Genomic DNA, 26,559 nt, shown 5'->3' on the forward strand with positions numbered 1-26,559 from the left:
TTATGAATTTATTTAAAACTCCTGAAGGTTATTTATACACAAATAAGGCATTACTCTACCTGTTCATTCCTCTATTGGTAGAATATGCCTTGGAATTTTTTGTAGGATTTGCCGATTCCATAATGGTCGCATCATTGGGAGAAGCGGCAATTTCAGGTGTTTCCCTAGTTGACTTTTTAGTTCAACTTCTTATTTTTTCTTTTTCAGCTCTTGCTACTGGTGGTGCTGTTGTAGCAGGCCAATATTTAGGCGATAAGCAATTTGATAAGGCACAGGATTCTGCAACCCAACTTGTATGGTTTTCAACAATTCTATCAACTGTGTTGATGGTTGTTGTTATACTTTTGAGAAGAGTTTTAATAGGAGTGTTATTTGGACAAATTGAAGCTGATGTATGGGCAAATGCTGATATGTACCTATACATTATAGCTTTATCAATTCCATTCATTGCAATATATAATGCCGGAGCGGCTATTTTTAGAACAACCAATAATGCAAGCCTGCCAATGAAAATCATGCTGGTCTGTGATGTATTGAATGTAATAGGTAATGCATTCTGCATTTACTATTTGGGCTGGGATGTTAGGGGAGTAGCTATTCCAACGGTAATATCCAGGATGGTTTCGGCATATGTGATAATGTATTTTGCTGTTGATGAGGATTATAAACTGCACATTAAAAAGACTTTAAAACACAAATTTGACTTGTATATTCTCAAAAAAGTTTTAAAAGTCGGAATTCCCTACGGAATTGAAAACGGATTATTCCAATTGGGCAGAGTATTGGTTTTAAGTATAGTTTCAACATTCGGAACAATGGCAATTGCTGCAAACTCAGTTGGATATGCAATCGGAATATTTTCAGTGCTTCCGGGATTTGCAATTAATTTGGGTCTGACTGCGGTCATTTCAAATTGTGTCGGTGCAAATGACTATGAACAGGCAAGATATTACAACAAGAAATGTCTGATAATAGTATTCATTTCCCACATTGTCATTAACATTGTAATATTCGCTTTACTGCCTTTGATTTTAGGTATTTATGATTTATCTGCCCAAACAGCAGCCATGACAACTGAAATGGTAATATGGCATGGAATATTTGCAATAATAATATGGCCTTTATCATTTACAATACCTGCAACATTCAGAGGTGCTGGCGATTCAAAATCAGTAATGTATATCAGTTTGGCTGTAATGTTTGCATGCAGAATAGGTTTATCTTACATAATAGCTGACTGGATGGGCATCGGAGTATTTGGAACATGGATTGCAATGTTTATTGACTGGTATGTGAGAGCAGCGATTTATATTTACAGATATTTTTCAAACAAATGGACGGAATATCGGGTGGTTTGATGAGCGATATAGTTTATAAGGATATTCATGAATTTAAAAAAGAGGACTTGCAGGACTTGTTTCTATCTGTTGAATGGTCTTCAGGTCATTTTCCCGAAAAACTGCAAATAGCTATGAGAAATTTCGAAACGGTAATTTCAGCATGGAGCGATGATAAGCTAGTTGGCATGATTTGTGTGATGGATGACGGCATCATGACTGCATATGTTCACTATCTTCTTGTAATGCCTGAATATCAGGACAAAGGAATAGGAAAACATTTAGTAAATGAAATTAAAGATAGGTATAAGGATTATCTAAGAATTGTTGTTGTCGGATATGATGAGGAAGTGGGCTTTTATGAGTCATGTGGATTCGAAAAGGCAGAAGACGCAAGCCCTCTATTCATAACCGACTTGTGGACTTAAGGTGTTAAGATGATAGAAAATGAAGATATTTTTAATAAATTAGTAGGTTTGGTAAATTTGAATGATGCACATTTCAAAGTAATTATGGACAATCAGAATCTGATTTTAAAAAATCAGGAGATCCTGTTCAAGGAATTTAAAAAAATCAATGAAAGATTGGATAAACTGGAAGAATAGGTGCATTATGGTATTGTTTAGAGGAGATGTCAAGTGCAAAAGCCTGCAGAGAAGAACATCCATTAGCGTGATATTGCCGTCTGATAATATTCATTTCCTGCAGGACACAGAAGAGATTGTTCCAAAGCCTTATAAAACACTGTATCTGCTCCACGGTTTGTATGGCAGTGATGACATATTTTTGGCAAACACTTCAATCCAGAAGTTTGCAGAAGACAATGGGATAGCTATTGTCATTCCATGCGGTGAAAACAGCTTTTACGTTGACAATGTTAATGCACATGCTTATTATGGAGAATATGTCGGCCAGGAACTGTTGGACATTACAAGAAATATTTTTCCATTGTCAGATAAAAGGGAAGATACATATATCGCAGGCTTTTCAATGGGGGGATATGGTGCTATCAGAAACGGACTGAAATATTCCAAAAACTTCTCAAAAATAGGCATGATTTCAGCAGCATTGATAACTGATGATATCGTCAACTACACAAGTGATGATAATGTTTTAAGGTCAAGGCAATTTTATGAATCTGTTTTTGGCAGTTTGGAAGATATTGAAGGTTCGGATATGGATCCTAAAGCATTGATAGATAACTGTGAGAGCATTCCTGAAATTTTTATGGCCTGCGGATTTGATGACTTTTTATATGAAAAAAACAAGGATTTTTATGGATTTTTAAAATCAAGAAATGTTGAAGCTAAATTTGTTGATGCCCCAGGCGAACATACATGGGAATTCTGTGACAGATACATTAAGGAATTCATTAAGACTTTGATTTAGATGTGATAATATGAGATGTCCCAATTGCGGTAATGAATTGGATGAAGACAATTACTGTTATGCATGTATGGAATTCATTACAGGCGAAGGCGATGATTTTAACGACGGCTTTAATGAGGAACATGACTATGATTCAAGGGTCAATAACGGTGAGGAAATCTGTCTTAACTGCACGTACTGGAGCGTAAATCCTCACGGGTCTGCTTATGGGATGGTCTGTCGTAGAGGTAACTTCACGCAGGGACCTGGTGATTCCTGCTTTGATTTTGTAAAGGAAACTCATTTTGCAAGTTATGGTGATGACGGTCAGTACCAGTTTGACGAGACCGGAAGGGCAATTTCAAACAAATTGTATTACTGGAAAAATTCAAGGTAAACTATTTTTCATATCTTCTTTATAAAGCCGATTAAATTTTTATATATCATAACGAACTAAAATTATAAATGTATTTTAATATCAAAGGAGAGGATTTATCTGACAAAATATATTATTATTACTGGTGGGGTAGTAAGTTCCATAGGTAAAGGTATCACATCTGCGTCTATGGGTAGAATTTTAAGATCTTATGGTTTAAAAGTTTCAGCTATTAAAATAGACCCTTATTTAAACTGGGATTCTGGAACACTCAATCCTTATCAACACGGTGAAGTTTATGTAACCAATGACGGTATGGAAACTGATTTGGATTTAGGTCACTACGAAAGATTTTTGGATGTCGAATTAAAAGGCCTTGCCAACATTACTACAGGTAAAGTTTATGAGTCCGTCATCGCTAAGGAAAGGGAAGGCGGATATCTGGGCGAATGTGTACAGGTAATTCCACACATCACCAACAGAATCAAGGAAATGATCAGGGTCACTTCCGAAGGCGATGACTATGATGTGGTCTTAATCGAACTTGGAGGTACTGTTGGAGATATTGAAAGTCAGCCTTTCCTTGAAGCACTAAGACAACTCAGAAATGAGGAAGGACGTGAGAACGTCATGTTTGTCCATGTTACATTTATTCCCTACCTAAATGCAGCTGGAGAATTCAAAACCAAACCGACCCAGCACTCTACAAAAGAATTAAGAAGTGTCGGTATAAATCCTGATGTTATTGTATGCAGATCCCAGGAGCACATTGACGATGCATTGCTTGCAAAAGTAGCTCACTTCTGTGACGTTGATGTAAATGCAGTGGTAAACACTCCTGATGCAGGTACAATATATGAAGTGCCTCTTGTTCTGGAAGATAACGGAATAGGTGAATTGATAGTCAACCGTATCGGTTTGGATGTTGAAGCCGATTCTTCCAAATTGGATGAGTGGAGAGAAATTGTAAAATCTTTAAGAATTAAAGATCCTCAGGTCACCATTGGTATTGTGGGAAAATATGTGGAACTTGAAGATTCATATATCAGTATTAGGGAATCTCTGCTTCATGCGGCTGCAAGCATTGGAGTTAAGGCAAATATCAAATATTTAAGCTCTGATGTTGAAGCGTTGGACAAAGATGCATTGGCAGAGTTTGACGGTATTCTGATTCCTGGAGGATTTGGTGAAAGAGGTTTTGAAGGAAAACTCGATGCTGTCGATTATGCAATTGAAAATAATGTGCCGTTGTTTGGAATTTGTCTTGGAATGCAATCCATGGTAACCCAATTTGCAAGAAGAAACGGGTATGACGATGCAAACAGTTCAGAGTTTGACGATGACTTGAAATATCCTGTCATTGACATGATGGAAGAGCAGAAGAAAATCAAAAACATGGGCGGAACCATGCGTTTGGGATCTTATGATTGTAAAATCATTGAAGGAACCAAAACCTATGATGCTTATGGTGAAATCGATATTGAAGAGCGTCACAGACACAGATATGAATTCAACAATGATTACAGAAAGGATTTACAGGATAAAGGTTTAATAATTTCAGGTACAAGCCCTGATGACTTTTTAGTGGAAATTGTAGAGTTCCCAAATCATCCATGGGCAATTGGATGTCAATTCCATCCTGAATTTAAATCAAGACCAAACAGACCTCATCCTTTATTTAAAGCATTTTTAGAAGCTATTTATGAGTTTTCTAAAAATTAATTTTTCTTTTTTTGTACAATATTACGAACCAATCTTCATTTAACGAGATAAATTTCTATCTAATTAATATTCTAGTTGTTAAATACTATAATTATGAATATTAGTGTTTTATTTTTAATTCAAATTATTGTTACAGTTTTATTTGCTATTTTGGCATCAATTTTCGATGTCAGGAAGGGTTTTGTTCCGGATTCGTTAAATTATCTCCTGATATTTTTCGGCCTGGGATCGAACCTGATTTTGACATTGATTTCAAATAATGTTAAATACATTTCGGCTTCAATTATTTTGATGGTTGTGACATTTTATATATCTTATATGTTATGGCAATTGAATATGTGGGGTGGTGGTGACGTCAAGCTATTCACTTCCATTGCTGCAGCTATACCATTTGGTTTGAATATTGATTTTTTGAATATATTTCCTGTATTTTCGGTTTACCCTTTTGTTTTCAGTGTGATATTCAACAGCATTCTTGTTTCATTTCCTTTTTTGGTTTTGTTTACAGCACATTTGCTTTTAAAAAACAAAGCATTCAACAATAATGTTGATTTTTTGGTAAACATATTCAATTATCAAAGTTTAAGGGCGATGGTCAATTCAACGCTGAATAAAACAGTTCCAGTTAAGGACTTGAAGGTGGGAATGATTGTCAATGATTATGGATTTGATGATGAGCATGTTAAAAATCTCATAGAGGAACTGGACGGGAATCTGAAGGTTTACAAAAACCGGACTGATGACTTTAAATATTACTTCAAGTCCCAAAGTGCGGGAGGAATTACAAGCGATGATATGTACCTTTTGAAAATCATGTCTGCCCAGAAATTCATTTCAAAGGAACTGTCCGTAAAAATTTCATTTCCATTCACTCCGGCAATACTGGCGGGGTTAATCATTGCATTGAGCTATGGTGATTTGATAATGCTGTTTACAAAAAAACTGGTTTTGGTGGTTTGATGATAAAGGATAACAGAGGCCAGATTTCCCTTGAATATCTGCTGATTTTCAGCATTTCACTGATAATTATAACGGTATTTTCACTGCCCCTATTGCATGAAAGCATGGACAATACCTTTGATGTTTCCGATTCCCTCAAAGCCAAAGCGGATTTGTCAAATATAGCTCAGGCAATTAAACATGTCTATGGTGAAGGTCAGGGATCAAAACGGGTTGTTAAATTAGATATAAGCCTTCCTGTTAAAATTAGTGTTGCAGGTGACCATGTCTCTTCAAAAATAAAGCTAAAGAACGGTGAAAGTAAGACAATAAAGATTTATGTCAACTCAAAATTGAAGAGGGATGATTTCAATCTAGGTAAGGGCAGGCATGAAATGATTGTTGAATGGCCAATAGGTGATGAGCACATGAAAATATATCAAAAGTAGCTATTTTCATACAAAGTTATTTAACTATTCATTTTTAAATATTAAAATATAATAGGTAAATGGCTGTGTGAATTTATGGATATAATAATGGCAATAATTTATATCGTTTTATTTATAATAATGATGGTATTCGTTTTTTCAATTGGAATGCTGAGAAACTACATGCCAAAAAAGGAAGTTGTCCTGGTATTGGTTGTGGCTTTTTTGATAGGTGCAATTGGAGGAGCATTCTTTTTAGAGCCAATCTATGAAGAATTGCCTTCTGTTATGAGTATGGTTGAAAAAAACGTGCCTGGAAATGAAGAAACTTTATTTTTAGATTTATCTTCTTCTATAAACATGAATGAATTGAGAAATAATCTCTCAGCAACTGAAGGTTTTATTTCATTTAAGGAAACCAGCATTACAATTCCTTTGTGGAAATTAAATGATCGTGAGAAGGAATACTTCGAGTATGTTCTTGGAAACATCGATTCCCATTATAAGCATTATAATGTAACAGATGACGGTAAACTTCAGATTCAGCTTGAAGACAATTATTCATCTTACGAAGCGTTGAAATCATTTTCCGATTGGTATAAGCTAGTTTATGGAGGTTCCATTTCATATGCTCAGATTCATGCCGAGCTGGTAGTCGAATCATCTTCACTGGATACGTTTGAGAAGAACCTGCTAGATACGGGTATTGTTGCAAGCAGTAAACAGGGTCCTGTCCAGGACAGAATAAACAATACCAATTCAACAATGTTGTCCAATTCCTATTTTGTATTGGCTACTGGTGGTTTTGGAGTTCTTGTTGCTGTAATCGGTATTTACTTTGAATCCTTTGGTGTTTTCACAAGAAGATTTAAAAAATTCGTAAGGGAAAAACGTAAAAGGTAATTTATTATGAATGCTGCCGTTCTGTTTTCGGGAGGAAAGGATAGTACAATGGCATTGTATTATGCCTTGGATAAGGGAGAAGATGTGAAATATCTTCTTTCTGTCAAATCTCGCAATGACGAATCATACATGTTTCATGTTCCAAATATTCATGTCACTGATTTGCTTGCAGAAGCGATTGATATTCCTATAATGTCAGTTGAAACTGATGGTGTTAAAGAAGAGGAACTTGAAGATTTAAGGCATGCCTTTGAAAACCTTAAAAGTTTGGGTGTCGAGTGCATATATACAGGAGCACTTTACTCAGTTTATCAAAAATCCAGAATTGAAAGGCTTGGCGATGAAGTCGGATTGAAGATTTTTTCTCCGTACTGGCATGTTGATGAGCTTGAATACATGAGGAAAATTGTTGCACTTGGTTTTAAAATAATTATTTCAGGGGTTGCGGCATGGGGTTTGGATGAATCCTGGCTTGGACGCCTAATCGATGATGAAACCATTGACGAACTTGTAAAAATCAATGAAAAGTATTATATAAACATTGCCTTTGAAGGCGGTGAGGCCGAAACGTTGGCTGTTGACGGACCTATATTTAAAAAGAAACTTAAAATTTTAAAAGATAAAAAGGAATGGCATCATGATAGTGGTGTTTACATTATAGAGGATGCCGTTTTGGAAGAAAAATGATTAGAAACCAATTTCTTCTAAATATTCATTAATTTCTTGGCGGAAACTTTCCAGATCACTTTCGTTAATAATCATTTTATCTGAAAGTGAAATGACATGTCCCATTCCAAAATCAAGTTCAGTATTATCTCTTTTTGCGAATCCTTCATAGTCTTTTGAATCGTCTTCCCTCATTCTTTTTAGAAGTCTTTCAAAGCGTATTTGAGGATTAGCAGATATTGAAAGTATAATGAAGTTATCAAAGTTTTCCTTAAACATTGCCACTTCGTGGTGGCTTCTGATTCCTTCAACGATGATTGGCTTTTCATTACCTTCCGCTTCTAATTTTTTAATTTTCTCGATTGTCAATTCGGAAACAATATTTTCTCCAAATTCTTTTCTTAAATTAGTTGCGGTTTCTTTTGTGCTTTCGCCTCTTTTTTTAGCTTCTTCTCTTATGATATCTCCCATACTTACTATGATGGCTCCCCTTTCAGTTGCCATATCAGAAACTATACTTTTTCCGGAACCTGGCATTCCGGTTATTCCCATTATTTGCATATTAATCTCCATTATCCTTTAATATTAATTTGTTCTATTGATTCTTTAAGGTTTTCCTCATTATCAAATTCATTAACCATTTCAATCAGCACTTGCTTGTCCTGGGTTTTCAGGTCTTCGGCAATCTTTGTCATGAAAGGTATCGCTCTTGTAATGTTGTCCATTATGGAAACGTCAGACATTTTTGATGTTCTTGAAAGTGGATTCAAATCAATTGTAATTATGTTTTTCCCACTTTTTTTAAGAATCTCTGCCCTGTCGCCATCTTCAAGAGGTATCAAAATGGTATCAGCACTATAGATTCCGGTTTTGCTTGCTGATGCCCTGTTGTTTTTAATCTCATTTAAATACTCAATGTCATCATCAAGGGTTCCTAAAATCTCTTTGTATCCGTGATCCCTGTACAGTTTTGTGATGATTTCAACTCTTTCATCAGTTCTGTAAAACAGGTTTATTTCGATTTTGGCATTTACTGTATTTGCCAAATCGATTATTTCGTCGATGGCCAATGCGGTTGCATTTCCGTTGACTGAAATAACTGGATTATTTGATAAAAGTAAAGCTGCGACAGCCACATACATGGCTCTTTTTGCAGGATATGTTGTTTTTTCTCCAATCAAGTAATCAAAAGCTTCTCCTCTTCCATGGGCTATCATTGCGGAGTCGGCAAGATAACCTTTTTGGGAAGCCTTTACGATTTTATCTCTTAATATCAATGACTCATAACGGGGGTGGGATTTCGGTATCATTATCAATCTCCTTATTTTAAATCAATGTTCATTTGAGCTAAATATCCTAAAAATGTTGTAATAAGCAGTGTTAAAACAATCATTGAGAACAGATGAAGTGCATAATCTGAAAAAATTAAATTTTTTGTATTTGGCATGATGAAAAATATCATGTCACATATCAAATCAACGAAAATAAATATCAATCCTACCAAAAATCCTTCGATAACTTCGTTTTCATTAATTTCCCTGATGTATAGAATTCCAAAAAATCCTGTTGTAATGATTAGTATTATCGGAACCAGGATATTAATGCCTGCCAAATGATTTGAAAAGATTGGATTAATTATTTCTGTTAAAATATAAGTGATTATCCATATTAATATTCCAAAAATTATTGCGACTTTTAATTTCATATTCAAAACCTAATATATACTATGTTTAATATTGTTTTGAAAATATAATAAGTTTTTCTAAATTGAGTCTTGAAAAATTAGTATTGGGATGGTTAGGTAGATAGGAATTATCTACCTAACAACTTGTTTTTACAAGTTTTTAGAGAAATGAATTTTAAAATTTGGCTGTTTAATCTATCTCTCCGGCTACATTGTAGCCAAGTATTATTTATGTATTACTAGTATATAAAGTTATTTGCATTTTATAAAAATTCAAGTATACTTTATAAAAAAAATATATATTCTTTGATACATAAAATTTACTTGAATGAGCGATTATAACGAACATGAAATGTATCTTAAAAGAGTCCTTTCAAATTCAATAGGCTCTCAAAATCCATCAGAAAATGCAAAAAACAGGGCACGTAAATTATCCAATTCCTATTTTATGGATTACAAGGAAAACCTTCTAATGGATTATGAAGGTAAGCAATTGGATGATATAGACAACTCCAGTGTAGTTTCAACATCATTCGGGGACACGTTAAAGATATCTCAAACAGAAAAGATAGACTTCAAAATCACTGATAACAATTTCAAAAGTCAAATAAACAATAACTTAAAGTTGCTTCCAAAAATTGGCCTCAAAACCGAGCAAAACCTTAAAAACAAGGGATACACTACAATAGAATCGCTTACACGCCATGACAAATATGGGGATAGCGCATCAAAATTCCTTGATAACATTGACGGATTGTCATTTAGGCAAATTGTTGATTTGCTGGACAATAACAGATACAGCAAAAAATGCAGGGACAATATCCTGAGGTCAATCAGTCTGACAGATAGGGAAAACTTCAAATTCATGGATATCGAGACATTGGGTCTTTCCAACGTTCCGATAATATTGATTGGTGTGGCTGAGATTAAAGGAAATGAGATCATCTCTTCCCAGTACTTTTTAAGGGATATCTATGAGGAGCCTGCAGTAATCGAGGCATATCTGTCTCATCTGGATGAGGATTCGGTGCATGTCACATTCAATGGAAAAAGCTTCGATGTGCCATATATCAAAAACAGATGCCTTTCCAACAGGCTGTCTGCAGATTTGAATCTTGCCCATCTGGATTTGATGTATTTTGCAAAGAATCTCTGGAAGGATGACCTGCCTAACTGTCAGCTTCAGACAATCGAAAGGGAAATTTTTGGAATTGAACGTGAAGGTGACGTTCCGGGACAATATATTCCCGACTATTACAATACATATCTTGCCGAAAAAAATATAGGTCCAATCGTTCCAATTATAGAACATAACCGTCAGGATATCGTTTCACTTGCTAGCTTTTTAGAGAAAATGTATGAGGATGTAAATTAAAATGGGATTTTTAGACAGATTTAAAAGCAAAGACAACAAAAAGGAAAAAAAGCCTCTTCCGGAAGATGTTGAAATTGACGAAGAGCAGCTGATACTTAAGGAAATTGCCATCAACAGTAAGGACAGAACTGAAAGGGCTGTGGCTGCAGACAGCATCACCGACCAGTTTGTGGCACTTGACATTGCAAAAAATGTAAAGGACCGTGCAATCAGACTGATTGCTGCAAACAAACTCAAGGATGAAAGACTGCTTTGGGATGCTGCTGAAAACTCAAAATTTTTTGATGTAAGAAGCTTTGCATATGAAAGGCTTGGCGAGAACAACAAATCAATATCTGAAATTGTAAAAAACACAAAAAAGAACAAGAATGTCGATGAGATATTTGAAAAGATTGTTGACGAAGAGACCCTTGAGGACATTGCCATCAATGCAATTGACAGAAATTACAGAAGACTGTCACTTGAAAAAATTGAAAGTGAAGAGATATTGTATGATCTTGTTTTCAAGGCTGGTGATTCATCAATCAGAAAATCTGCAGTAAACAAGGAGAACTTCACAGATGAGGATGTTCTCTTTAAGGTGGTAAGCCAGGATAAGGATGAAACTGTAAAAATTGCTGCAGTTAAAAAGATGGAAAATGAAGAGATTTTGGCAGAAATTGCCAAAAACGAGGAAAATGCAAAAATCAGATCAATCATTTTCGGCAAAATTCAGGATATAGAAATCTTAAAAGGCATTGCATTGGATTCCAATAAGGCTGACGTTCGCCTTGATATTATAAATAAATTGGATGATGAGGAGCTGCTGTTAAATATAGCTTTAAACGACTCCGATAGTGTTGTCAGAACAGAAGCAGTCAAAAAGATAACCTCAGATGATGCATTATTAAAAGTCATATCAAATGAAAATGATCCGTTTGTAAGACAAATTGCCGTTAAAAACTTAAATGACACAAAGGAATTGATTAACATTGCTTTAACCGATGAAGACCAGTTTGTAAGAAATCATGCACTTTCCAACCCTGCCATTACAGATGAAGCTGATTTTACATATATTGCAATCAATACAACTCATGAAGATGTTGCAGCTCAGGCAATGGAACACATTAGTGATGAGAAAAACTTCATTGAAATATTGAAGAATGCCGAATTGGAGAATGTCAGAAAATCCACATTGGACAACATCACTGATTTGGAAACATTAATCAGAATTGTTCTTGCAAATAAGGATGAGGAATTTTCACTTAAGGCATTGAATAAGATTAAAGTTGAAAAATGTCTGATGAAGATTCATGAACAGGGAATTTCAGAAAATATCTCCGTAAGGGCAATTTCCCTAATAAGGGACCAGAAATATCTGACCGATGTAGTTAAAAACGACGATTCGTGGAGAGTTCGTGAAGCGGCATGTAAAAAAATAGTAAGTAAAAAGGTCCTAAAGGATGTTTCAATTTCTGATGAAAATGAATATGTAAGGGCTGTTGCTAAAAAAAGAATGAGTTTATAAGAAAAACTCAGGCTCTTTTCTTTCGCTGTTTGCACTTTCAAATGCAGGTTTTTTGGCTTCAAATGCATCTCCGCTAAACATTCTGGCATCCTCAGGACAGATGCTGATGCATGCAGTGCACCTTGAACACAAATCAAGGTCTGTATCAATAGGATCATCATCAGGTATTGCTTTTTCAGGACATATTGATACGCAGTCATAGCAGAATGCACAGAGGGTTTCATCACAGCTTATTTCAAATGGAAGTTGTTTGTATTCGACATAAGGTCTGTTTCCAGGTATTTCGGCATTCAGACTTTCACCGGATTTGATTTTTTCAAGGCATTTTTTGGAAAATTCGTTAATCTTTTCAATGTCGCTGGCATCAGGTCTTCCAACTGCAACGCCGTCAAATATTGAATGGTGACTTACTGTAGTGGCAGCCGCAATAACATAGAAGTTATTTTCTTTCAACAAATCAACCAACTCAAGCAATGCATCGGACACATGAGCATTCCCATAATTTGTGATAGCTATTGCATTAGCATTGTTTCCTTTTAATTTTTCTAATCTTTCACGACCTCTTTTTGGAATTCTTCCGGCAAAAATAGGCATTCCGACTATGACTATGTCGTCCTGGTCAAATTCCTTGCTTTCATCGAAATTTAATAAATCATAAGTTTCGCTGGAATAGTCAAAATTCCTTGCAACTTGTTCCACGACTTTTTTGGTTGTTTTAGATGGACTGAAATAAATTTTAATGATGTTTGACATGCTTTCACCTATTTGATATTATAGTATATTCATAACATATAAATTTCGGATATTACTTTAGAATGGCTAATAATAGAAACCATTTAATATTATTAAATTTAAAAAAATATTTGGTGATACGATGGAATTAATGAGAGAGCTATCTTTAGCACCTGGTGTATCAGGTTCCGAAGAGGAAATAGCTAAAATTATTACACGTGAATTAAAAGATGTAGCTGATAAAATTGAAAAAGACAGTATGGGAAACCTTATTGCTACCAAAAAAGGTGAAAAAAAGGCTCCTACTGTAATGCTTGCCGCCCACATGGATGAAATTGGGCTTATGGTAAGATACATTGACGATAACGGATTTATTAAATTTTCAAATATTGGTGGAATCAACGACCAGATGTTAATGAACCAGACAGTAACTGTTCACTCATCTATTGGAGAACCAATTGTAGGTGTAATCGGTTCAAAACCACCTCACGTTACCAAACCGGAAGAGAGAAACAAGGTCGTTAAGGCTGACGACATGTTCATCGATATCGGTGCAAAAGACAAGGAAGATGCGGAAAAAATGGTCAGAATTGGTGACAAAATGACCTTCAATGCACTCTTTGAGGAATATCCGAATAATTTGATTATGGGTAAGGCTTTAGACAACCGTGTAGGATGTTACGTAATGATGGAAGTTTTAAAAAGAGTTGAAACCAGAGCCACAGTGTACGGTGTAGGTACCGTTCAGGAGGAAGTGGGTCTTAAAGGAGCAAAAACTTCAGCATTCAAATTAAACCCTGATTTGGCAATTGCACTTGATGTAACATTATCCGGTGATCATCCTGGAATCAAACCTGAAGAGGCACCTGTTGTGATGGGTAAAGGTCCTGCAATTATTTTGGCTGATGCAAGCGGAAGAGGTATCCTGACTCAGGAATCCGTAAAGGAAATGCTTATTAAGGCAGGAGATGAAAAGGAAATTCCATACCAATTGGAAGTTAGTGATGGTGGAACAACTGACGGAACAGCAATTCACCTGACTCGTGAAGGAATTCCTACCGGTGTTTTATCAGTTCCTACCCGTTACATACACACTCCTGTTAGTGTATGCAGTATGGATGATATTGAATCAACAATTCAATTGATTACAGAAGCTATAAATAACTTATAGCTTTAATTTTTCTTTTTTTAAAAAAAATAGTTAGATGAAGATTATTTGAATCTGTCATCTGATTTTTGTGATTTTGCTTTTTTGTGTTTGGTTTCAAACCATCCGATTTTTAGCTCATCAATGGTGTCTTCGTAGAGCTGGGGTACATATGGTTTGATGTCGAGAAGTGGTGTTCCATCAAGCACATCAATATTTTCAACACAGACCTTATTATCCTTAACGTCTGTGAGCTTAACCACGCTCATTCCGATGCGGTTTGGCCTTTTGGGTGATCTTGTTGCAAACACTCCATGGGTGTTGTCATCCATGAACGGTTTTACTTCAAGCATGTAGCCGTCAACCTTGTGAAGCAGATATATGATGTGGATGTGTGAGAAATCATTGAGGTCTTTTAGACCGTCTACATATTTGTCCTTGATTTCAATAGTTCCCTTTACTCCCTTTGCACCAGTCGGCTGAATTGGCATGCCTTCGATTTCTTTAAACTCAGTATGGATTGTACCAATTGATTCCATTTCGATTTTCATAATATTATTTTTCGATTTGATTTTTAATATATTTTACTGGTTTATTTAAATATGTCCATTGTCATTTTATGAATTTCGATAGAATTTAATATAAACTAATATATAATTTTTAAATTAAATATAAAATTATATATAATCTTATTTTTTATTTAAAATTAATATTTAATTTTTATTTTGAAATTAATTGTTTTTTATCTAAATAAAAAATAATTTTTATAATTTTTGTTATCGATATGAAGCAAAAAAAGTAATCGATATTAAAATTCTTCTTTTACCCAAAAACCGAAACATTTATATACAATTCGATACTACTTATTATTACAAAACATAGGTTGATGTGAAAATTAACTTATGAAAAAAATTATTATATATAATTATACAATATAAAATAAAGGTGATATGAATGAAACTTAGTGCAAGAAACCAATTAGAAGGAAAAGTAACAAATGTTGAACTCGGTGCTGTTATGGCTAACATCAAAATCGAAATTAGCGAACCTAACACTATTACTGCTGTAATCACTAAAGAATCTGCTGAAAACTTAGGTTTAAAAGAAGGCGATGATGTTTGCGCTCTCATCAAATCAACTGAAGTGATTATCGGAAAATAAGTAGGATGACAGGATTAAAATCCTGCTATTCCTAATAATAGTAAAACAGCAAATACGATTATTGCTGCTTTCAATAATGTTTTTAAATTTTTAATTACTGCATAAACTATTACAAACAATATTATTAAACGGATAATGTTAATTCCCATTAACATTATTATCCACCTGCAAGAATGGTCTTTGTACCTTCTTCAGAAATTTCTTCTTTTTTAAATTCAACATCATATTTTACGGTTTCAATAACTTCTTTTAATGCGTCAAGGGTTTCCCCTCTGTGATTTCCTAAAACCGCAACTAAAAATAGCATGTCGCCGGTGTAAAATTCACCGATGTAGTGAACTACTGATATCTCATGAACGTTGTATTTGATTTTTGCATTTTCAGCGATTTTTTCGATTTCCTTTTGGGTCTTTTCCTTATCTGGAGTTGTTAATATTAACTTTTTCAAGTTCATGTTTTCTTCTTTGCCGCGCACAATTCCTTCAAAAGTAAAAATAGCTCCTGAATAATCGATTTTTGTACTTTTTTTCAAGTCTGCTATTAAATCGGCCATTGTAACTTTGTCTTCTTTAGCTTCTATAACTCTTACAACCATGATTTCATCTCCATTATGTTAATATAATTTAATGATATAAATAACTATTGTTATAAGTCACTGATTTCCTTAACGGATAAATTTTTTATCCTTTCCACACCGTTGATTTCAGAAATGACATCTGCTGTTGCTTTTGGAACTAATTTCTGCCAATCATCATCAGTTAAAATCCTTTTTCTAACTTCTGTTCCGGACAAGTGCAGTCTGTCATAAAGTGGAGGTTGTCTGACTTCATAACCCTCTTCTGAAAATAATTGCTTAACTAGGGGATTTCCTGAATAAACAATTGAAAATGGAGGGGTCAGCATTTTGACATGTGATGCCCAGATGGCATTGAAATTGATGTCTTGCATTGGAATGATGTAATATCTTGACGGGTCGACATCAGCTTCAGCCAAAGCCTGACTTATCATAACAATCCTTTCACCTGCAGTAAACGGATCCTTCAGCTCATGGCTTAGCTGGGCACTTCCGATTCCAATAATGATTTCATCCACTTCATTCAATATCTTGCTGATAACCTGCATATGGCCGTTGTGCACCGGCTGCATTCTACCAATCAGTATTCCTCTAACTTTTTGCATATTATCACACTAAGGATTCAATTCGTCTAAACTTTTAATTAATTTGTCTGCCTTTTCCTGCTTTTGGGATAAATTATCGGTAATTGAGGTTTCCATTAAAATTGTTGTAATTCCTTTATTGGCTATCGGCATTGTAACCTTTTCTGGACTGGTTCCTTCGCTAAAGTTGAAGTCAACTATGCCGATATCGTCGGATAATTTATCGATGTAAGTGTCGATTTTGTCAGTTCTGTTAGACAAACTAAATAGGAAATTGGAATATTCATATATAGGGTCTATTTCATGAACATCAACGACAATAAACGGTTTGTCTTTTTTAATGTTTGGAACAATGTATTTGTGGGCCAGTGCCTCTCCTGCCTCTCTTGTATCATAACGGGAAGTCAGATTGTCCTTGACTTTAACATAATAGATTACGTATTTTTTTGTCAGGTTCCTGTCTCCATTTTCACTGGTAATGTTGTATATGGTTTTGTTTACGGCTTCATGGATTTCATGTTCTCGTGGATGAACTCCCAATATGATTCCAACGGTTTCATTTGAAGAGGGATTGCCTGCAATAATCTTATATACGGTACCATTGGCATTTTTTCCAACTGTAGTGATGTTGTAGATATTGTCATGAGGACCGGTATTTGCAGTTAACATTATTGCTATGTTAAATATTACCACTAAAATTAAAACCAAGAGTAATATTTGATATTGTCTTTTTTTATTCATAAGCAGACCTTTTAATTTATAGTATATTTTTTTGTTTTTAACAATTAATAAACTTTCTTAAATGAAACTAAACTATATTAAAGACTTTTTACTAAAATATTAAATGAATAAATTATGGAGTTTTCATAATGGAAAATAGAAATATAATTATTATAGCAGTGGCAATCATTGCAGTCATCGCAATTGTTGGCGTTATTTTTGCTACTGGAATGTTAGACAATAAAGACCAAGTTACCACTCCATTTAAAACAGCGTTTATGGAAGGTAAGTTTATCGGAAACGTTACTCTGGAAAATGATACAGAAGAATTCATGCATTCATATAAGGATAAGGAGCATGACATTACTTACAACATATCAACTGTAGACAATTCCTCTGCACTGATGGACATATACTGGCTTCAGGGCGTTACAAATCCTGAAGAGCGTTCAGTTAATGGAAATGACTGGAACATATACTTCAATGAAGCCGTTCCAGGAAATGAAACAAACAATACAAATGCGACCATGAACATTGTAATATGTCAGTCACAGGGTGAAAAACAGGGATATCTGATTTATGCAATATTCGGACCGGATAGTGATGTAAACTCAACAGGAAACGAATTTGGCGCAACTTATACTGATTACATATTGCCTCTTCTCAAAACAATTAAATTGAAAGAGAGCAGTAATGTTCCAGCCATCAATGAAGAGTTTGGATTAAGTGAATCAGAATTTGCTGAACAAATCGATTTGATTCATCAATATCAGGCCGGAAACGTTTCAGCATTAGGTTAAAACTATGAAAATAACAGTTTTTCATGCGGATGAATGCGACAGGAAAAAGTGCACTTCCATCAAGATGGAGAGGCTAGGCAAATGTAGGTTAGTCTACAATATCAATAAGATTCCCTCAGGTGCAATCGTCCTAAATCCATATGCTGAAAAAGCTGTTTCATATGAAGACTACAGATATGTACAAAGAAGAGGAATTGTGGGGCTTGACTGTTCTTGGAATGAAGTATCAAGCTCTAAAAAATTCTTTTCTTTATCTAAATATCACAGATCCCTTCCTTTTTTAATTGCAACCAATCCTGTCAACTATGGTAAACCTTGCATTTTATCAACAGTTGAGGCAATAGCCGCAACATTATACATTACCCGTTTTAAGGATGAAGCCCATAAAATTTTGGACGGTTTTAAATGGGGTCATACATTTTTGGAGCTCAACCATGATTTGCTTGAAAGTTATTCTGAAGCAGATACAAGTGTTGAGGTTGTGGAAGTTCAAAATGCTTTTCTTGCTGACAATGGCATTAACATCGGAGATTAACCGTTTTTTTTAAATAATTTTTAGAAACCTTTGTAAAATAAATTGTACAATGTAATACATTTCATTAAGGGTATTTGAATTTTTACCTAAAAAATGAGCCATTTCCAAAAAAATTTTTATTTTTTTTAGAATTTTGGATAATGTTTACAAACATATAAATTGTTTAAATTATATATTAACAATCGGTGATTATTATCGGAAATAATGATATGAAAGGTTTGAATGGTTTGCTTAATATTTTTAAAAAGGAGGCTGAAGACGCATCTAAAATTACTTTTATTGGCTCTCCAGGTCTTTGCACTCCATTTGCAGAATTTTTAAGTTTTGGTGTAAATGATATGGAATCCCACTATATTCCGTTATTAAATATTGATGACTGTCATGAATTTGAACTCAGATCCTATGGTATGGCGCTTAAGGATGAAGTCTCAAATCCAATTGATTCAGACATTGTTGTTTTATTGGGCGGATTGGCGATGCCCGACTTTAATGTGGATGTGGATGAACTCAAATCATTAATAAGTAAAATTTTAAAAAACGACGGAAAAATCATTGGAGTATGTTTCATGAACATGTTTGCCGATTTTGGCTGGCTGGATGAAATAGATTTCGACAGCATCATCGATGGAACATTAATCCCTATGGTTCAAAAATAATTTTTGGTGATAACAATTAAAAGTAAAATCATTTTAACCCTATTTGCTGTTTTAATTTTGTTTTCATCTATGAGCATCATCACTGCAGGTGATGTTGATTCAAATCAGACTGATGTTTTGAAAGCTGATGCTTCAACATCCTCAACAGATGATTTGCAGAATGTTTTGTCTGCCTCCAGTCAGGAAAATTCAACAGAAAATAATACTCAAGGCAGTGCATTTTTGGTATTGGACAATGATGCAGATAAAGAAAATGTACATATCGGTGATTATGTAACCTGGATTTTAAAGGCACAAAACTTCGGTCCGGATATAGCCAAAAATACTAAAATTCATAATACTCTGCCTGAAGGCTTAAAATACATAAGACACACTACTACAAAAGGAACATTCTCTCCTGAAACTGGAATTTGGGACATTGGTGATTTAAGTATGGAAGATGGTTCTGTAAGATTGTTAATCACTACCAAAGCAATCACTGCTGGTGAAAAAGTTAACAAGGCATATATAACAACCGATACAGCTAATTTAAATAACGTAACTTATGAGGAAGAGGAAATGGATGTATCGGACGATACTTATACAAAATCGTCCAAATTGGAAAAGTCAGCAAAAACAATGTATGAAACCGGAAATCCTATATTTTTAATTTTAGCTTCATTATTCATATTGTTCATCCCATTTTTCAAAAAACAATGATTTAACATTATTATACTGTTTTTTTTAAGCTGGGGAGTTTTGTCAATGTCATAGTGAGTCTAGTCCGATGGGAACAATGACTCAATCAGAAAAATAGATGAATTATTGTAGTTGGTGCTACAATAATCTAAAATTTATTTATTTTTTCCTGGAATTCCTCTTCAGTTTTCATTTCATGTCTTTTTTCGGTTAGAACTTCCATTCCAGCAAATACAAGTCCTGTTATGACAAATGTCAGGTGAAGCACAATTCTCCAGAATTCAAAATTCGGATCTACATGTGTAGTAGCATTCAGGAAATCCTGCAGTAATTCAATCAGGGAAATTGCCACCACTGAACCGATGATTTTTATTTTAAGTCCTGAGAAATCCAAACGACCCATCCATGGAAGGCGGTCATCACTTCTCTCGGCAGCATCAATTTTAGATACGAAGTTTTCATAACCTGAAATTGTAACGATGAGCACTAAATTGGCCACTAAAGTCAAATCCAGAAGCTCCAGGATGCGTACAATCCACTGATTGGTATTCAATGTTTGCATTATCAAAACAAAATCATATACTTCAAATACGAATTTGCCTAATATAAGTATCAATACGATTATCAGGATAAGATACATTATTGATAAAATCCATCTGCTTCCAAAAAGGAAAAATTCTATTCCCCTTTCAACAAGATGCCTTAAATAATGGAATTTTTGCTCAATATATGCATACTTTTCATTCTTTTTATCATCTTTGCCGGGTTTATGTTTTACATTTCGTTTATCGACTACTTCAAATATGGGCTTCTTTTCTTCTGGCAAGCCATCACATCCTATATGTTAGTGTTATATTCATAAGGAGAACCATTACTGCCTGTTTTAACATATTTTTCAATATCTTCTCCCTGTTTAATATAAATTTTGTTATCGTTGTAAATTGATTCGTTATTCACGTTTCCAAATTCAAGATTTTCAAGCTGCAATATTCCGTTTTCATTGTAGATTGCATATGAATTTTCATGTTCTTTTTTAAGGTCGAATTGGGTTGATTTTATATCGCAGGAACCGTTTTCGACATATATTAGATTGTTGTTGTATTTGTCTCTGGAAAATGAACAGTCTTTAAGGTTCAATTTGTTGTTTTCTCCACCGGTCTGATAAATAATGTTTGAATATTTGGTGGAAATATTGTTTTCGGATTCGCATTTTTCCATATGGGCAATATTGTCATTATATATTATGCTTCCCTGATTTGTTGCCCTGTTGGATTTGAATTTGGCGTCTGATAGTGTTAATTTGGCATTTTCACCATTGCTTATTGATGCTCCGTTTTTAGCATGGTTTGATATGAAATTGCAATTGTTGTCGATTTTCACTATGTTTGTATTGTTTATGGCACCGCCGTTCTCATCGGTTGTGTTGCTTAAAAAGTCACAGTTGTTAATGTTTAATTCACCTTTGTTGTTGATTGCACCGCCATCACTTTCATTTGCGAAATTTTTTCTAAAATTGCAGTTTTCAATATCTGCAATACCTTCATTGCTGATGGCTCCTCCGGCATTGGAAATGTTGCGGTCAAAATTACAGTTGATAATCTTCAGGGAGTTGCTTTTGTTGTTGATTGCGCCTCCTTCAGTTGATGATCCGTTTCTGAAGTTGATGTTTTTCAACGTGACATTTTCGCCGGTAACATTGAATATTCCTTTTCCAAGTCCGTCAACGGTAAAGCCGCATCCGTCAATGACCAGATTGTCTTTGTCAATGTCAATGCCCTTTTTGAATTCCTTGTTTATGATGTCACTGTCCAGTTTTATTTCTTTTTCACCGCTGGATATGATAAGATTGAGATTTTTAAATGTTTTTGCATTTTCGCTGTTGATGTGGATAAATCCACCTTGAGTAATCTCTTCAAGCTCTTCCTTTTGAGCACTTTCAATATTGACCGTTCCCTGATTGTGGATTTCAAATTTATTTTTAAGCATGTCCGTTTGGTCCCTTTTGAATTCACAGTACCTTAAGGTTGCATCTGAGTTGAATGTGTTGAATATTGCAGGGCCCTTCAAACCGGAATTGTTTTTAAATGTTGAACCAGTCAGATTTAACGCATTTCCATTATATATGGCTCCTCCGAATTTGGCATAATTGTTTTCAAAGGTGCATCCTTCGATATTAAGCTCGCCGTTGAAATTGTAGATGGCTCCGCCGTCGTTTCTCTCGGTACGGTTATCGATGAAATCACATTTTTCAATGTTTAATTTTCCTTCCAGATTGTATATGGCACCGCCGTTGCTGTCATGGGCATAGTTTCCGATGAACTTGCAGCCGATGATATTCAAATTGCCTTTGAGGTTATTGATGGCTGCCCCATCGGTATTTGAGCTTGCCTTTTTAAATATGATGTTTTTTAGGGTGATGTTGTTTGCATTAACGATTAGAATTGGGGTGTTTCTGCCGCTTGGCTGGATGGTGTGACCCTGGCCGTCCAGAACAATATCGTCAACATCCAGTACGAGGGTTTCGGTTAAATAAAAATCGCTGTTTATAATGATTTCCTTTCCACCGCTGTGTATTGCATTTAAAAATTGTTCGGTGGGTGATTCATCGATTTCAGCTTCTTTTTTTCTGAGAGTTTCCTTTTGATTTTTAGAAGATTTCTTTAGCCAGTCACTAAACCCCATGTACAACACCTTTATTAATAAGTCTTAATTTAAAAAGATTTAAATATTTCTTTACATCATTATTAAATATTGAAAAATAATAATTATTTTCTATAAGCGGTTTTAGTTGTTTTGACTCTTTTTTACTAAACATTTAAATACTATTAAAGTAAAATAATTAATTAATAGTTATGAAGACTGGATTATGCTGATTTCATAACGGTTTTATTATTACTAAATTTTCACGATTATAAGGAGGAATTGTTAATGGCAAGATTTGAAGTAGCAGAAAACAGAATGTTCAATGTAAAAATCTGCTTAAAATGTAATGCTCGTAACCCTGCTGGTGCAACTACCTGCAGAAAATGCGGTTACAAAGGTTTAAGATACAAAGCTAAAGAACCAAGAGGATAGACATATTCTCTTTTTTTACTATTTTTTTATTTTTTTCTTATTTTTAACAATTAATTTAATATATCATTTTTTATAAATCTTATTTTAGGTAATCTTTATGAAGGACGTAGAAAATTATATCAGAGATATTCTAAAAACAAGAAAAATACATTTTACATTGATTGACCCGGATGAACAAACTCCGGAACAGGCTTTGGAAATAGCCACTCAGGCTATTGAAGGCGGAACCGATGGTATTATGATTGGAGGATCAACCGTTAACGGTGACGATGTTGACAATACCTGTAAAATATTGTCTGAAAACATTGCAGTTCCGATTATTATCTTTCCTGGAAATACAAGCAGTGTAAGTAAATATGCCGATGCAATATTTTATATGAGTTATGTAAACTCTAGAAATCCGCACTGGATTAACGGTGCTCAGGCAATAGCTGCCCCTGCAGTTAAAGCTTCAGGAATGGAAATATTGTCCATGCATTATATGGTCGTTGCACCTGGAGGAACTGTCGGTTGGGTTGGTGATGCAAATCTTGTACCTAGAAACAAACCTAAAATACCTGCAGTTTACGCAATGTCTGCTGAACTTTTCGGAATCAAATTCTTCTATCTTGAAGCAGGTTCTGGCGTGGATGAGCCAATTCCAGTGGAAATGGTCGCATATTCCAAAAAGGCCGCTCCAAAAAACATCCTTGTTGTCGGAGGAGGAATTCGTGACGGTCAAGCAGCTTACATGGCAGCAAAAGCTGGAGGAGACATTATTGTAACCGGAACAGTTGTCGAAGAGGTTGCAGATGTTAAAGCTAAAATTCAAGAATTAACCGGAGCTATCAAAAAAGCTTCAATGGAGTAGTCACCAACTGCTCTTACCATACTTTTTTTTAATATATTAACATAACTAATATCAGGAGATATTATGTTAAATTCACTATATGAAAAGGCCATCGCTAAAAGAGGAAATATCCAACCTATGGAATCAGACAATAATGTCGAATCCCAACTGGAATGGAACTGGTTTGAAAGACCGTTTAAGGAAAGTTCCAAAGAGTTTTCAATCGCAGCAGGCGACGGAAGCTTCAACAAAAAGAAATTCCTGACAACAAATTTCTGTGCCGTAGGTGCCGAATCCATAATATATGATGGTGAAATAAAAAAGATTGACGATGCAGACATATTTGAAATTTCGCATGTTCCGTTTCTCGATGAGCTTTTGGGAAATTACATGTCAATCTATGAACTCAAATGTGCACTGAAATCAATTGAAGAGTACAATGTGGACTACTACATGTTTGACGGATCCATATTGGGAGACTTGGAGAATGCTTTTCCAAAGGGCGCGAAACTGCCTTTAAAAATAAAGGACAATCTTGATGAAAGTCTTTTGAATGAATTTGAAAGAAGGCTGGAGCTGACCCCTTACGGTTTTGTATTTCCGCAGATAAAGGAACGTGTCCTTGCTGATGTAAGCGTTAAAATGGAATATGAAAACAGGGAGGATTTTGATTTGCATCTTGCTTCAATAGAAAAGATTATCCTTCTAAAAAAGCTTCTTGAAAACAAAAGCAAAATAATTTCAATCGCAAAAACCTCATCCGACAACAATCTGTTCGGGTGGAACATTCCGGACATTGCCTTTTTGGACAAGTTCACCAAAAAGCAGGGAATATCAAAACTGGAATATCGAAGGGTATTTAAGAATGCGGCATTTCCGTATTTCAATGACTTTTTCAAGCAATTGAAATTCACCATATTCTACGTGAGATTGCAGGACAACAAAAATGTTTTAAAGGTTGAATTGCCATATAAGGCTTCAGAAAAGGAAATTTTGGATATTGTGGAAAAAATTAACGTGTTGACCGTTCAGGGTTATCCGTATTTGCTCAATAAGGCACACAATGATGTTGTGATTACGGACAGGAACATGAAGGAATTATTGAAGATAGCTAAAGTTTATGAAACAACAAACAGGGAAGTGATGTCATGGTAGTCGGAATTTGTGTAGGAGAAACATCCCTTTCAGAAATAACATTCATTTCTGACAAGATGCCTAAAGTAGGGGAATATGTTACCATAGAATATGACGGCAAAAAGGTTTTGGGAATGGTTGAAAATCTTATAAGGGGAAACGATGCTTTAAATGTAGACATTAACGATTTTAAAGCCATTCAAAAAATTTCCAAAATAGGAGTTGAAGACAACTATATCAGAGGAAAGGTAAAGATTTTAGGGGATGTCAATGACAATTTGAAATTGCCAAGAACACCAGCTCTTCCGGGAACAGAAATCAAATTGGCGGACAAAGAAGTGTTGTCAGAGATATTCAAGGTTGCAAATCCGATTAAACTTGGTTGTTTAGTAAACCAGAGTGATGTCGATGTCAATGTTGATGCAAACCCTATTCTGTCAAGACACCTTGCCATTCTGGCCATGACAGGTGCCGGAAAATCCAATACTGTATCTGTTTTGATAGATCAGCTGCTGACATACAGTGTGCCTGTATTCGTTTTTGACATGCATGGCGAGTATAAGGATGCGGAATTTCCAAACGGCGATGTAAATATCATAAGGCCAAAGATAAATCCTAACTATATGGATTTTCATGAAATCAAAAAGCTGGTCAACATTCCGTCAAATGCCTATCTTCAGGAAAGATTCTTCAGAAAGGCATTTAAAACCGCTAAAGACAATCTTAAAAACGGAAAGGCCAATTCAAATAACTTTTTACAGATTATGTATGATATTCTCTATCAGGAATCTCTTGATGAAAGTTCAGATAAAAGAATTGTTGATGTAATGAACAAAATCGATGATTCAATGGACAGGTATTCCAAGCTATTCGACAAAAATGCAGCAAACATCCTTTCAAATATCAAACCTGCCCATGTTAACGTATTGGATTTAAGCCAGGTGGATGAATCTGTTGCAAGCGTGCTTGTAAGCCACATCCTTAGAAATTCACTTCAAAGGTCCAAGAATGCTGCCCACAGCGGCAATAAGGACGAACTGATGGACAATTCAGTATTCTTTATATTGGAGGAAGCCCATATTTTGGCTCCAAATAGACGTGATTCAGATTCTAAAAGATGGATTCAAAGGGTTGCAAGGGAAGGTCGTAAATTCGGTTTGGGCTTATGTCTGGTAAGCCAATCACCGAAAACCGTTGACCATGATGCATTGTCACAGATGAACAACATGATTATCCTAAGGCTTGTTGAGCCCGAAGACCAAAGACATGTTCAATCAGCAAGTGAAAGCCTCTCTCAGGATCTTGTCAATCAGCTTCCTTCTTTAAATGTAGGTGAAGCTATTGTACTGGGTTTAATGAGCAAAGTACCGACTCTTGTTAAAATTGATGAGTTTAAGGGCCGTCGCCATGGTGATGACATGGACATTGTATCTCACTTTAAAAACATTAAGCAAAGACAGGCTGAAGAGCTTGAACATGATTTAAAGGAATCAGAAGACATGGGATACGATTATTAATCCCTACTTTTTTTATTTTTTAAATTCAATATTGATTTGACTTCGTTATATTGTATAGGACTATATAGAAACTTATTTATATTATTTAATCGATATTAATAATTGAAATGGA

The 26,559-nt window shown here is 34.9% G+C and carries 33 protein-coding genes; 22 read left to right on the forward strand and 11 right to left on the reverse strand.

Annotated features, from left to right (window positions below; genetic code table 11):
- The first annotated feature begins 2 nt into the window (after positions 1–2).
- The 10 genes from Q0W04_RS00125 to Q0W04_RS00170 all read left to right on the forward strand — a co-directional run bounded on the left by Q0W04_RS00125 (position 3) and on the right by Q0W04_RS00170 (position 7,760).
- Complete coding sequence (locus Q0W04_RS00125; protein WP_298498576.1) at positions 3–1,358, forward strand: MATE family efflux transporter; 1,356 nt, start codon at positions 3–5, stop codon at positions 1,356–1,358.
- Positions 1,358–1,765, forward strand: a complete 408-nt coding sequence (locus tag Q0W04_RS00130) for a GNAT family N-acetyltransferase (RefSeq protein ID WP_298498579.1) — start codon at positions 1,358–1,360, stop codon at positions 1,763–1,765. The genes Q0W04_RS00125 and Q0W04_RS00130 overlap by 1 nt, the downstream gene beginning before the upstream one ends.
- Before the next feature lie 9 nt (positions 1,766–1,774).
- On the forward strand, positions 1,775–1,942 hold the full coding sequence (locus Q0W04_RS00135; RefSeq protein WP_298498582.1) for a hypothetical protein: 168 nt from the start codon (positions 1,775–1,777) through the stop codon (positions 1,940–1,942).
- 7 nt (positions 1,943–1,949) lie between these two features.
- The gene (locus tag Q0W04_RS00140; RefSeq protein WP_298498585.1) at positions 1,950–2,726 is read left to right on the forward strand and encodes an alpha/beta hydrolase family protein; all 777 of its coding nucleotides are present in this window, start codon (positions 1,950–1,952) and stop codon (positions 2,724–2,726) included.
- A 10-nt stretch (positions 2,727–2,736) separates the two neighbouring features.
- Complete coding sequence (locus tag Q0W04_RS00145) at positions 2,737–3,102, forward strand: hypothetical protein (protein ID WP_298498588.1); 366 nt, start codon at positions 2,737–2,739, stop codon at positions 3,100–3,102.
- Positions 3,103–3,180: 78 nt separating this feature from the next.
- On the forward strand, positions 3,181–4,803 hold the full coding sequence (locus Q0W04_RS00150) for a CTP synthase (protein ID WP_298498857.1): 1,623 nt from the start codon (positions 3,181–3,183) through the stop codon (positions 4,801–4,803).
- 93 nt (positions 4,804–4,896) lie between these two features.
- A complete protein-coding gene (locus Q0W04_RS00155; RefSeq protein WP_298498591.1) occupies positions 4,897–5,763 on the forward strand; it encodes a prepilin peptidase in 867 nt (288 codons plus the stop codon).
- Positions 5,763–6,191 (forward strand): class III signal peptide-containing protein, encoded by a 429-nt coding sequence (locus Q0W04_RS00160; RefSeq protein ID WP_298498594.1) that lies wholly within the window; start codon positions 5,763–5,765, stop codon positions 6,189–6,191. Before Q0W04_RS00155 ends, Q0W04_RS00160 begins: the two co-directional genes overlap by 1 nt.
- Positions 6,192–6,266: 75 nt before the next feature.
- Complete coding sequence (locus Q0W04_RS00165; protein WP_298498597.1) at positions 6,267–7,073, forward strand: hypothetical protein; 807 nt, start codon at positions 6,267–6,269, stop codon at positions 7,071–7,073.
- A gap of 6 nt (positions 7,074–7,079) precedes the next feature.
- Entirely contained in the window at positions 7,080–7,760 is a 681-nt protein-coding gene (locus tag Q0W04_RS00170) for a diphthine--ammonia ligase (RefSeq protein ID WP_298498600.1), read from the forward strand.
- On the opposite strand, the gene Q0W04_RS00175 is transcribed toward Q0W04_RS00170, so the two are convergent.
- From Q0W04_RS00175 to Q0W04_RS00185, 3 genes are read right to left on the reverse strand one after another with little or no spacing between them, the layout of a single operon-like run.
- Positions 7,761–8,300, reverse strand: coding sequence for a nucleoside monophosphate kinase (locus Q0W04_RS00175; RefSeq protein WP_298498603.1), 540 nt, complete (start codon positions 8,298–8,300; stop codon positions 7,761–7,763).
- Positions 8,301–8,311: 11 nt separating this feature from the next.
- Positions 8,312–9,049, reverse strand: coding sequence for a 4-phosphopantoate--beta-alanine ligase (locus Q0W04_RS00180; RefSeq protein WP_298498605.1), 738 nt, complete (start codon positions 9,047–9,049; stop codon positions 8,312–8,314).
- Positions 9,050–9,060: 11 nt separating this feature from the next.
- Entirely contained in the window at positions 9,061–9,444 is a 384-nt protein-coding gene (locus Q0W04_RS00185; RefSeq protein ID WP_298498607.1) for a hypothetical protein, read from the reverse strand.
- 307 nt (positions 9,445–9,751) lie between these two features.
- Between Q0W04_RS00185 and Q0W04_RS00190 the strand changes: the two genes are divergently transcribed.
- Together Q0W04_RS00190 and Q0W04_RS00195 are read left to right on the forward strand one after the other, a co-directional pair.
- Positions 9,752–10,798, forward strand: a complete 1,047-nt coding sequence (locus tag Q0W04_RS00190) for a ribonuclease H-like domain-containing protein (protein ID WP_298498609.1) — start codon at positions 9,752–9,754, stop codon at positions 10,796–10,798.
- A 1-nt stretch (position 10,799) separates the two neighbouring features.
- A complete protein-coding gene (locus tag Q0W04_RS00195; protein ID WP_298498611.1) occupies positions 10,800–12,305 on the forward strand; it encodes a HEAT repeat domain-containing protein in 1,506 nt (501 codons plus the stop codon).
- On the opposite strand, the gene Q0W04_RS00200 is transcribed toward Q0W04_RS00195, so the two are convergent.
- The gene (locus tag Q0W04_RS00200; protein WP_298498613.1) at positions 12,300–13,058 is read right to left on the reverse strand and encodes a ferredoxin; all 759 of its coding nucleotides are present in this window, start codon (positions 13,056–13,058) and stop codon (positions 12,300–12,302) included. The two genes, Q0W04_RS00195 and Q0W04_RS00200, sit on opposite strands and share 6 nt — an antisense overlap.
- A gap of 121 nt (positions 13,059–13,179) precedes the next feature.
- Here Q0W04_RS00200 and Q0W04_RS00205 point away from each other — a divergent pair, with 121 nt between their 5' ends.
- Positions 13,180–14,208 (forward strand): M42 family metallopeptidase, encoded by a 1,029-nt coding sequence (locus tag Q0W04_RS00205; protein WP_298498615.1) that lies wholly within the window; start codon positions 13,180–13,182, stop codon positions 14,206–14,208.
- A gap of 41 nt (positions 14,209–14,249) precedes the next feature.
- Here Q0W04_RS00205 and tsaA read toward each other — a convergent pair whose 3' ends face one another.
- Entirely contained in the window at positions 14,250–14,735 is a 486-nt protein-coding gene (tsaA, locus tag Q0W04_RS00210) for a tRNA (N6-threonylcarbamoyladenosine(37)-N6)-methyltransferase TrmO (protein WP_298498617.1), read from the reverse strand.
- A gap of 403 nt (positions 14,736–15,138) precedes the next feature.
- Here tsaA and Q0W04_RS00215 point away from each other — a divergent pair, with 403 nt between their 5' ends.
- Positions 15,139–15,345 (forward strand): molybdopterin-binding protein, encoded by a 207-nt coding sequence (locus Q0W04_RS00215; RefSeq protein WP_298498621.1) that lies wholly within the window; start codon positions 15,139–15,141, stop codon positions 15,343–15,345.
- A 14-nt stretch (positions 15,346–15,359) separates the two neighbouring features.
- Here Q0W04_RS00215 and Q0W04_RS00220 read toward each other — a convergent pair whose 3' ends face one another.
- Genes Q0W04_RS00220 through Q0W04_RS00235 form a run of 4 tightly spaced genes read right to left on the reverse strand, consistent with a single transcriptional unit; the run spans position 15,360 to position 17,196 of the window.
- A complete protein-coding gene (locus Q0W04_RS00220) occupies positions 15,360–15,500 on the reverse strand; it encodes a hypothetical protein (protein ID WP_298498623.1) in 141 nt (46 codons plus the stop codon).
- 2 nt (positions 15,501–15,502) lie between these two features.
- On the reverse strand, positions 15,503–15,940 hold the full coding sequence (locus tag Q0W04_RS00225; protein WP_298498625.1) for a molybdenum cofactor biosynthesis protein MoaE: 438 nt from the start codon (positions 15,938–15,940) through the stop codon (positions 15,503–15,505).
- 50 nt (positions 15,941–15,990) lie between these two features.
- A complete protein-coding gene (locus Q0W04_RS00230; RefSeq protein WP_298498627.1) occupies positions 15,991–16,524 on the reverse strand; it encodes a nicotinamide-nucleotide adenylyltransferase in 534 nt (177 codons plus the stop codon).
- Positions 16,525–16,533: 9 nt separating this feature from the next.
- On the reverse strand, positions 16,534–17,196 hold the full coding sequence (locus tag Q0W04_RS00235; protein WP_298498629.1) for a hypothetical protein: 663 nt from the start codon (positions 17,194–17,196) through the stop codon (positions 16,534–16,536).
- A gap of 176 nt (positions 17,197–17,372) precedes the next feature.
- Between Q0W04_RS00235 and Q0W04_RS00240 the strand changes: the two genes are divergently transcribed.
- The 4 genes from Q0W04_RS00240 (at position 17,373) to Q0W04_RS00255 (ending at position 19,913) form a co-directional block, all read left to right on the forward strand.
- Entirely contained in the window at positions 17,373–18,023 is a 651-nt protein-coding gene (locus Q0W04_RS00240) for a hypothetical protein (protein WP_298498632.1), read from the forward strand.
- Between the two features lie 4 nt (positions 18,024–18,027).
- On the forward strand, positions 18,028–18,558 hold the full coding sequence (locus Q0W04_RS00245) for a DUF367 family protein (RefSeq protein WP_298498633.1): 531 nt from the start codon (positions 18,028–18,030) through the stop codon (positions 18,556–18,558).
- Between the two features lie 209 nt (positions 18,559–18,767).
- Positions 18,768–19,214 carry a DUF2124 family protein gene (locus Q0W04_RS00250; protein ID WP_298498635.1) on the forward strand — a complete coding sequence of 149 codons (447 nt, stop codon included), beginning with the start codon at positions 18,768–18,770 and terminating at the stop codon, positions 19,212–19,214.
- A 6-nt stretch (positions 19,215–19,220) separates the two neighbouring features.
- A complete protein-coding gene (locus tag Q0W04_RS00255; protein WP_298498637.1) occupies positions 19,221–19,913 on the forward strand; it encodes a DUF11 domain-containing protein in 693 nt (230 codons plus the stop codon).
- A 127-nt stretch (positions 19,914–20,040) separates the two neighbouring features.
- Here Q0W04_RS00255 and Q0W04_RS00260 read toward each other — a convergent pair whose 3' ends face one another.
- Together Q0W04_RS00260 and Q0W04_RS00265 are read right to left on the reverse strand one after the other, a co-directional pair.
- A complete protein-coding gene (locus tag Q0W04_RS00260) occupies positions 20,041–20,718 on the reverse strand; it encodes a YqhA family protein (protein WP_298498639.1) in 678 nt (225 codons plus the stop codon).
- Between the two features lie 11 nt (positions 20,719–20,729).
- A complete protein-coding gene (locus Q0W04_RS00265) occupies positions 20,730–22,574 on the reverse strand; it encodes a right-handed parallel beta-helix repeat-containing protein (protein WP_298498642.1) in 1,845 nt (614 codons plus the stop codon).
- A 246-nt stretch (positions 22,575–22,820) separates the two neighbouring features.
- On the opposite strand from Q0W04_RS00265, the gene Q0W04_RS00270 reads away from it, so the two are divergent.
- The 4 genes from Q0W04_RS00270 to Q0W04_RS00285 all read left to right on the forward strand — a co-directional run bounded on the left by Q0W04_RS00270 (position 22,821) and on the right by Q0W04_RS00285 (position 26,447).
- Positions 22,821–22,967 (forward strand): 50S ribosomal protein L40e, encoded by a 147-nt coding sequence (locus Q0W04_RS00270; RefSeq protein ID WP_292741479.1) that lies wholly within the window; start codon positions 22,821–22,823, stop codon positions 22,965–22,967.
- Between the two features lie 97 nt (positions 22,968–23,064).
- The gene (locus Q0W04_RS00275; RefSeq protein WP_298498644.1) at positions 23,065–23,817 is read left to right on the forward strand and encodes a geranylgeranylglyceryl/heptaprenylglyceryl phosphate synthase; all 753 of its coding nucleotides are present in this window, start codon (positions 23,065–23,067) and stop codon (positions 23,815–23,817) included.
- Positions 23,818–23,880: 63 nt separating this feature from the next.
- Positions 23,881–24,951, forward strand: a complete 1,071-nt coding sequence (locus tag Q0W04_RS00280; protein ID WP_298498646.1) for a DNA double-strand break repair nuclease NurA — start codon at positions 23,881–23,883, stop codon at positions 24,949–24,951.
- Complete coding sequence (locus tag Q0W04_RS00285) at positions 24,945–26,447, forward strand: ATP-binding protein (protein WP_298498648.1); 1,503 nt, start codon at positions 24,945–24,947, stop codon at positions 26,445–26,447. The genes Q0W04_RS00280 and Q0W04_RS00285 overlap by 7 nt, the downstream gene beginning before the upstream one ends.
- Positions 26,448–26,559: the final 112 nt, after the last annotated feature.

The sequence above is a fragment of the uncultured Methanobrevibacter sp. genome, assembly GCF_947170395.1.
In the GTDB taxonomy this organism is placed as follows: Archaea; Methanobacteriota; Methanobacteria; order Methanobacteriales; family Methanobacteriaceae; genus Methanocatella.

Excerpts from the sequence above, each read along its gene's own strand:
- Q0W04_RS00125 (WP_298498576.1), top strand. The coding sequence starts at position 3 with ATGAATTTATTTAAAACTCCTGAAGGTTATTTATACACAAATAAGGCA.
- Q0W04_RS00130 (WP_298498579.1), top strand. The coding sequence starts at position 1,358 with ATGAGCGATATAGTTTATAAGGATATTCATGAATTTAAAAAAGAGGAC.
- Q0W04_RS00135 (WP_298498582.1), top strand. The coding sequence starts at position 1,775 with ATGATAGAAAATGAAGATATTTTTAATAAATTAGTAGGTTTGGTAAAT.
- Q0W04_RS00140 (WP_298498585.1), top strand. The coding sequence starts at position 1,950 with ATGGTATTGTTTAGAGGAGATGTCAAGTGCAAAAGCCTGCAGAGAAGA.
- Q0W04_RS00145 (WP_298498588.1), top strand. The coding sequence starts at position 2,737 with ATGAGATGTCCCAATTGCGGTAATGAATTGGATGAAGACAATTACTGT.
- Q0W04_RS00155 (WP_298498591.1), top strand. The coding sequence starts at position 4,897 with ATGAATATTAGTGTTTTATTTTTAATTCAAATTATTGTTACAGTTTTA.
- Q0W04_RS00160 (WP_298498594.1), top strand. The coding sequence starts at position 5,763 with ATGATAAAGGATAACAGAGGCCAGATTTCCCTTGAATATCTGCTGATT.
- Q0W04_RS00165 (WP_298498597.1), top strand. The coding sequence starts at position 6,267 with ATGGATATAATAATGGCAATAATTTATATCGTTTTATTTATAATAATG.
- Q0W04_RS00170 (WP_298498600.1), top strand. The coding sequence starts at position 7,080 with ATGAATGCTGCCGTTCTGTTTTCGGGAGGAAAGGATAGTACAATGGCA.
- Q0W04_RS00175 (WP_298498603.1), bottom strand. The coding sequence starts at position 8,300 with ATGCAAATAATGGGAATAACCGGAATGCCAGGTTCCGGAAAAAGTATA.
- Q0W04_RS00180 (WP_298498605.1), bottom strand. The coding sequence starts at position 9,049 with ATGATACCGAAATCCCACCCCCGTTATGAGTCATTGATATTAAGAGAT.
- Q0W04_RS00185 (WP_298498607.1), bottom strand. The coding sequence starts at position 9,444 with ATGAAATTAAAAGTCGCAATAATTTTTGGAATATTAATATGGATAATC.
- Q0W04_RS00190 (WP_298498609.1), top strand. The coding sequence starts at position 9,752 with ATGAGCGATTATAACGAACATGAAATGTATCTTAAAAGAGTCCTTTCA.
- Q0W04_RS00195 (WP_298498611.1), top strand. The coding sequence starts at position 10,800 with ATGGGATTTTTAGACAGATTTAAAAGCAAAGACAACAAAAAGGAAAAA.
- Q0W04_RS00200 (WP_298498613.1), bottom strand. The coding sequence starts at position 13,058 with ATGTCAAACATCATTAAAATTTATTTCAGTCCATCTAAAACAACCAAA.
- Q0W04_RS00205 (WP_298498615.1), top strand. The coding sequence starts at position 13,180 with ATGGAATTAATGAGAGAGCTATCTTTAGCACCTGGTGTATCAGGTTCC.
- tsaA (WP_298498617.1), bottom strand. The coding sequence starts at position 14,735 with ATGAAAATCGAAATGGAATCAATTGGTACAATCCATACTGAGTTTAAA.
- Q0W04_RS00215 (WP_298498621.1), top strand. The coding sequence starts at position 15,139 with ATGAAACTTAGTGCAAGAAACCAATTAGAAGGAAAAGTAACAAATGTT.
- Q0W04_RS00220 (WP_298498623.1), bottom strand. The coding sequence starts at position 15,500 with ATGTTAATGGGAATTAACATTATCCGTTTAATAATATTGTTTGTAATA.
- Q0W04_RS00225 (WP_298498625.1), bottom strand. The coding sequence starts at position 15,940 with ATGGTTGTAAGAGTTATAGAAGCTAAAGAAGACAAAGTTACAATGGCC.
- Q0W04_RS00230 (WP_298498627.1), bottom strand. The coding sequence starts at position 16,524 with ATGCAAAAAGTTAGAGGAATACTGATTGGTAGAATGCAGCCGGTGCAC.
- Q0W04_RS00240 (WP_298498632.1), top strand. The coding sequence starts at position 17,373 with ATGGAAAATAGAAATATAATTATTATAGCAGTGGCAATCATTGCAGTC.
- Q0W04_RS00245 (WP_298498633.1), top strand. The coding sequence starts at position 18,028 with ATGAAAATAACAGTTTTTCATGCGGATGAATGCGACAGGAAAAAGTGC.
- Q0W04_RS00250 (WP_298498635.1), top strand. The coding sequence starts at position 18,768 with ATGAAAGGTTTGAATGGTTTGCTTAATATTTTTAAAAAGGAGGCTGAA.
- Q0W04_RS00265 (WP_298498642.1), bottom strand. The coding sequence starts at position 22,574 with ATGGGGTTTAGTGACTGGCTAAAGAAATCTTCTAAAAATCAAAAGGAA.
- Q0W04_RS00270 (WP_292741479.1), top strand. The coding sequence starts at position 22,821 with ATGGCAAGATTTGAAGTAGCAGAAAACAGAATGTTCAATGTAAAAATC.
- Q0W04_RS00275 (WP_298498644.1), top strand. The coding sequence starts at position 23,065 with ATGAAGGACGTAGAAAATTATATCAGAGATATTCTAAAAACAAGAAAA.
- Q0W04_RS00280 (WP_298498646.1), top strand. The coding sequence starts at position 23,881 with ATGTTAAATTCACTATATGAAAAGGCCATCGCTAAAAGAGGAAATATC.
- Q0W04_RS00285 (WP_298498648.1), top strand. The coding sequence starts at position 24,945 with ATGGTAGTCGGAATTTGTGTAGGAGAAACATCCCTTTCAGAAATAACA.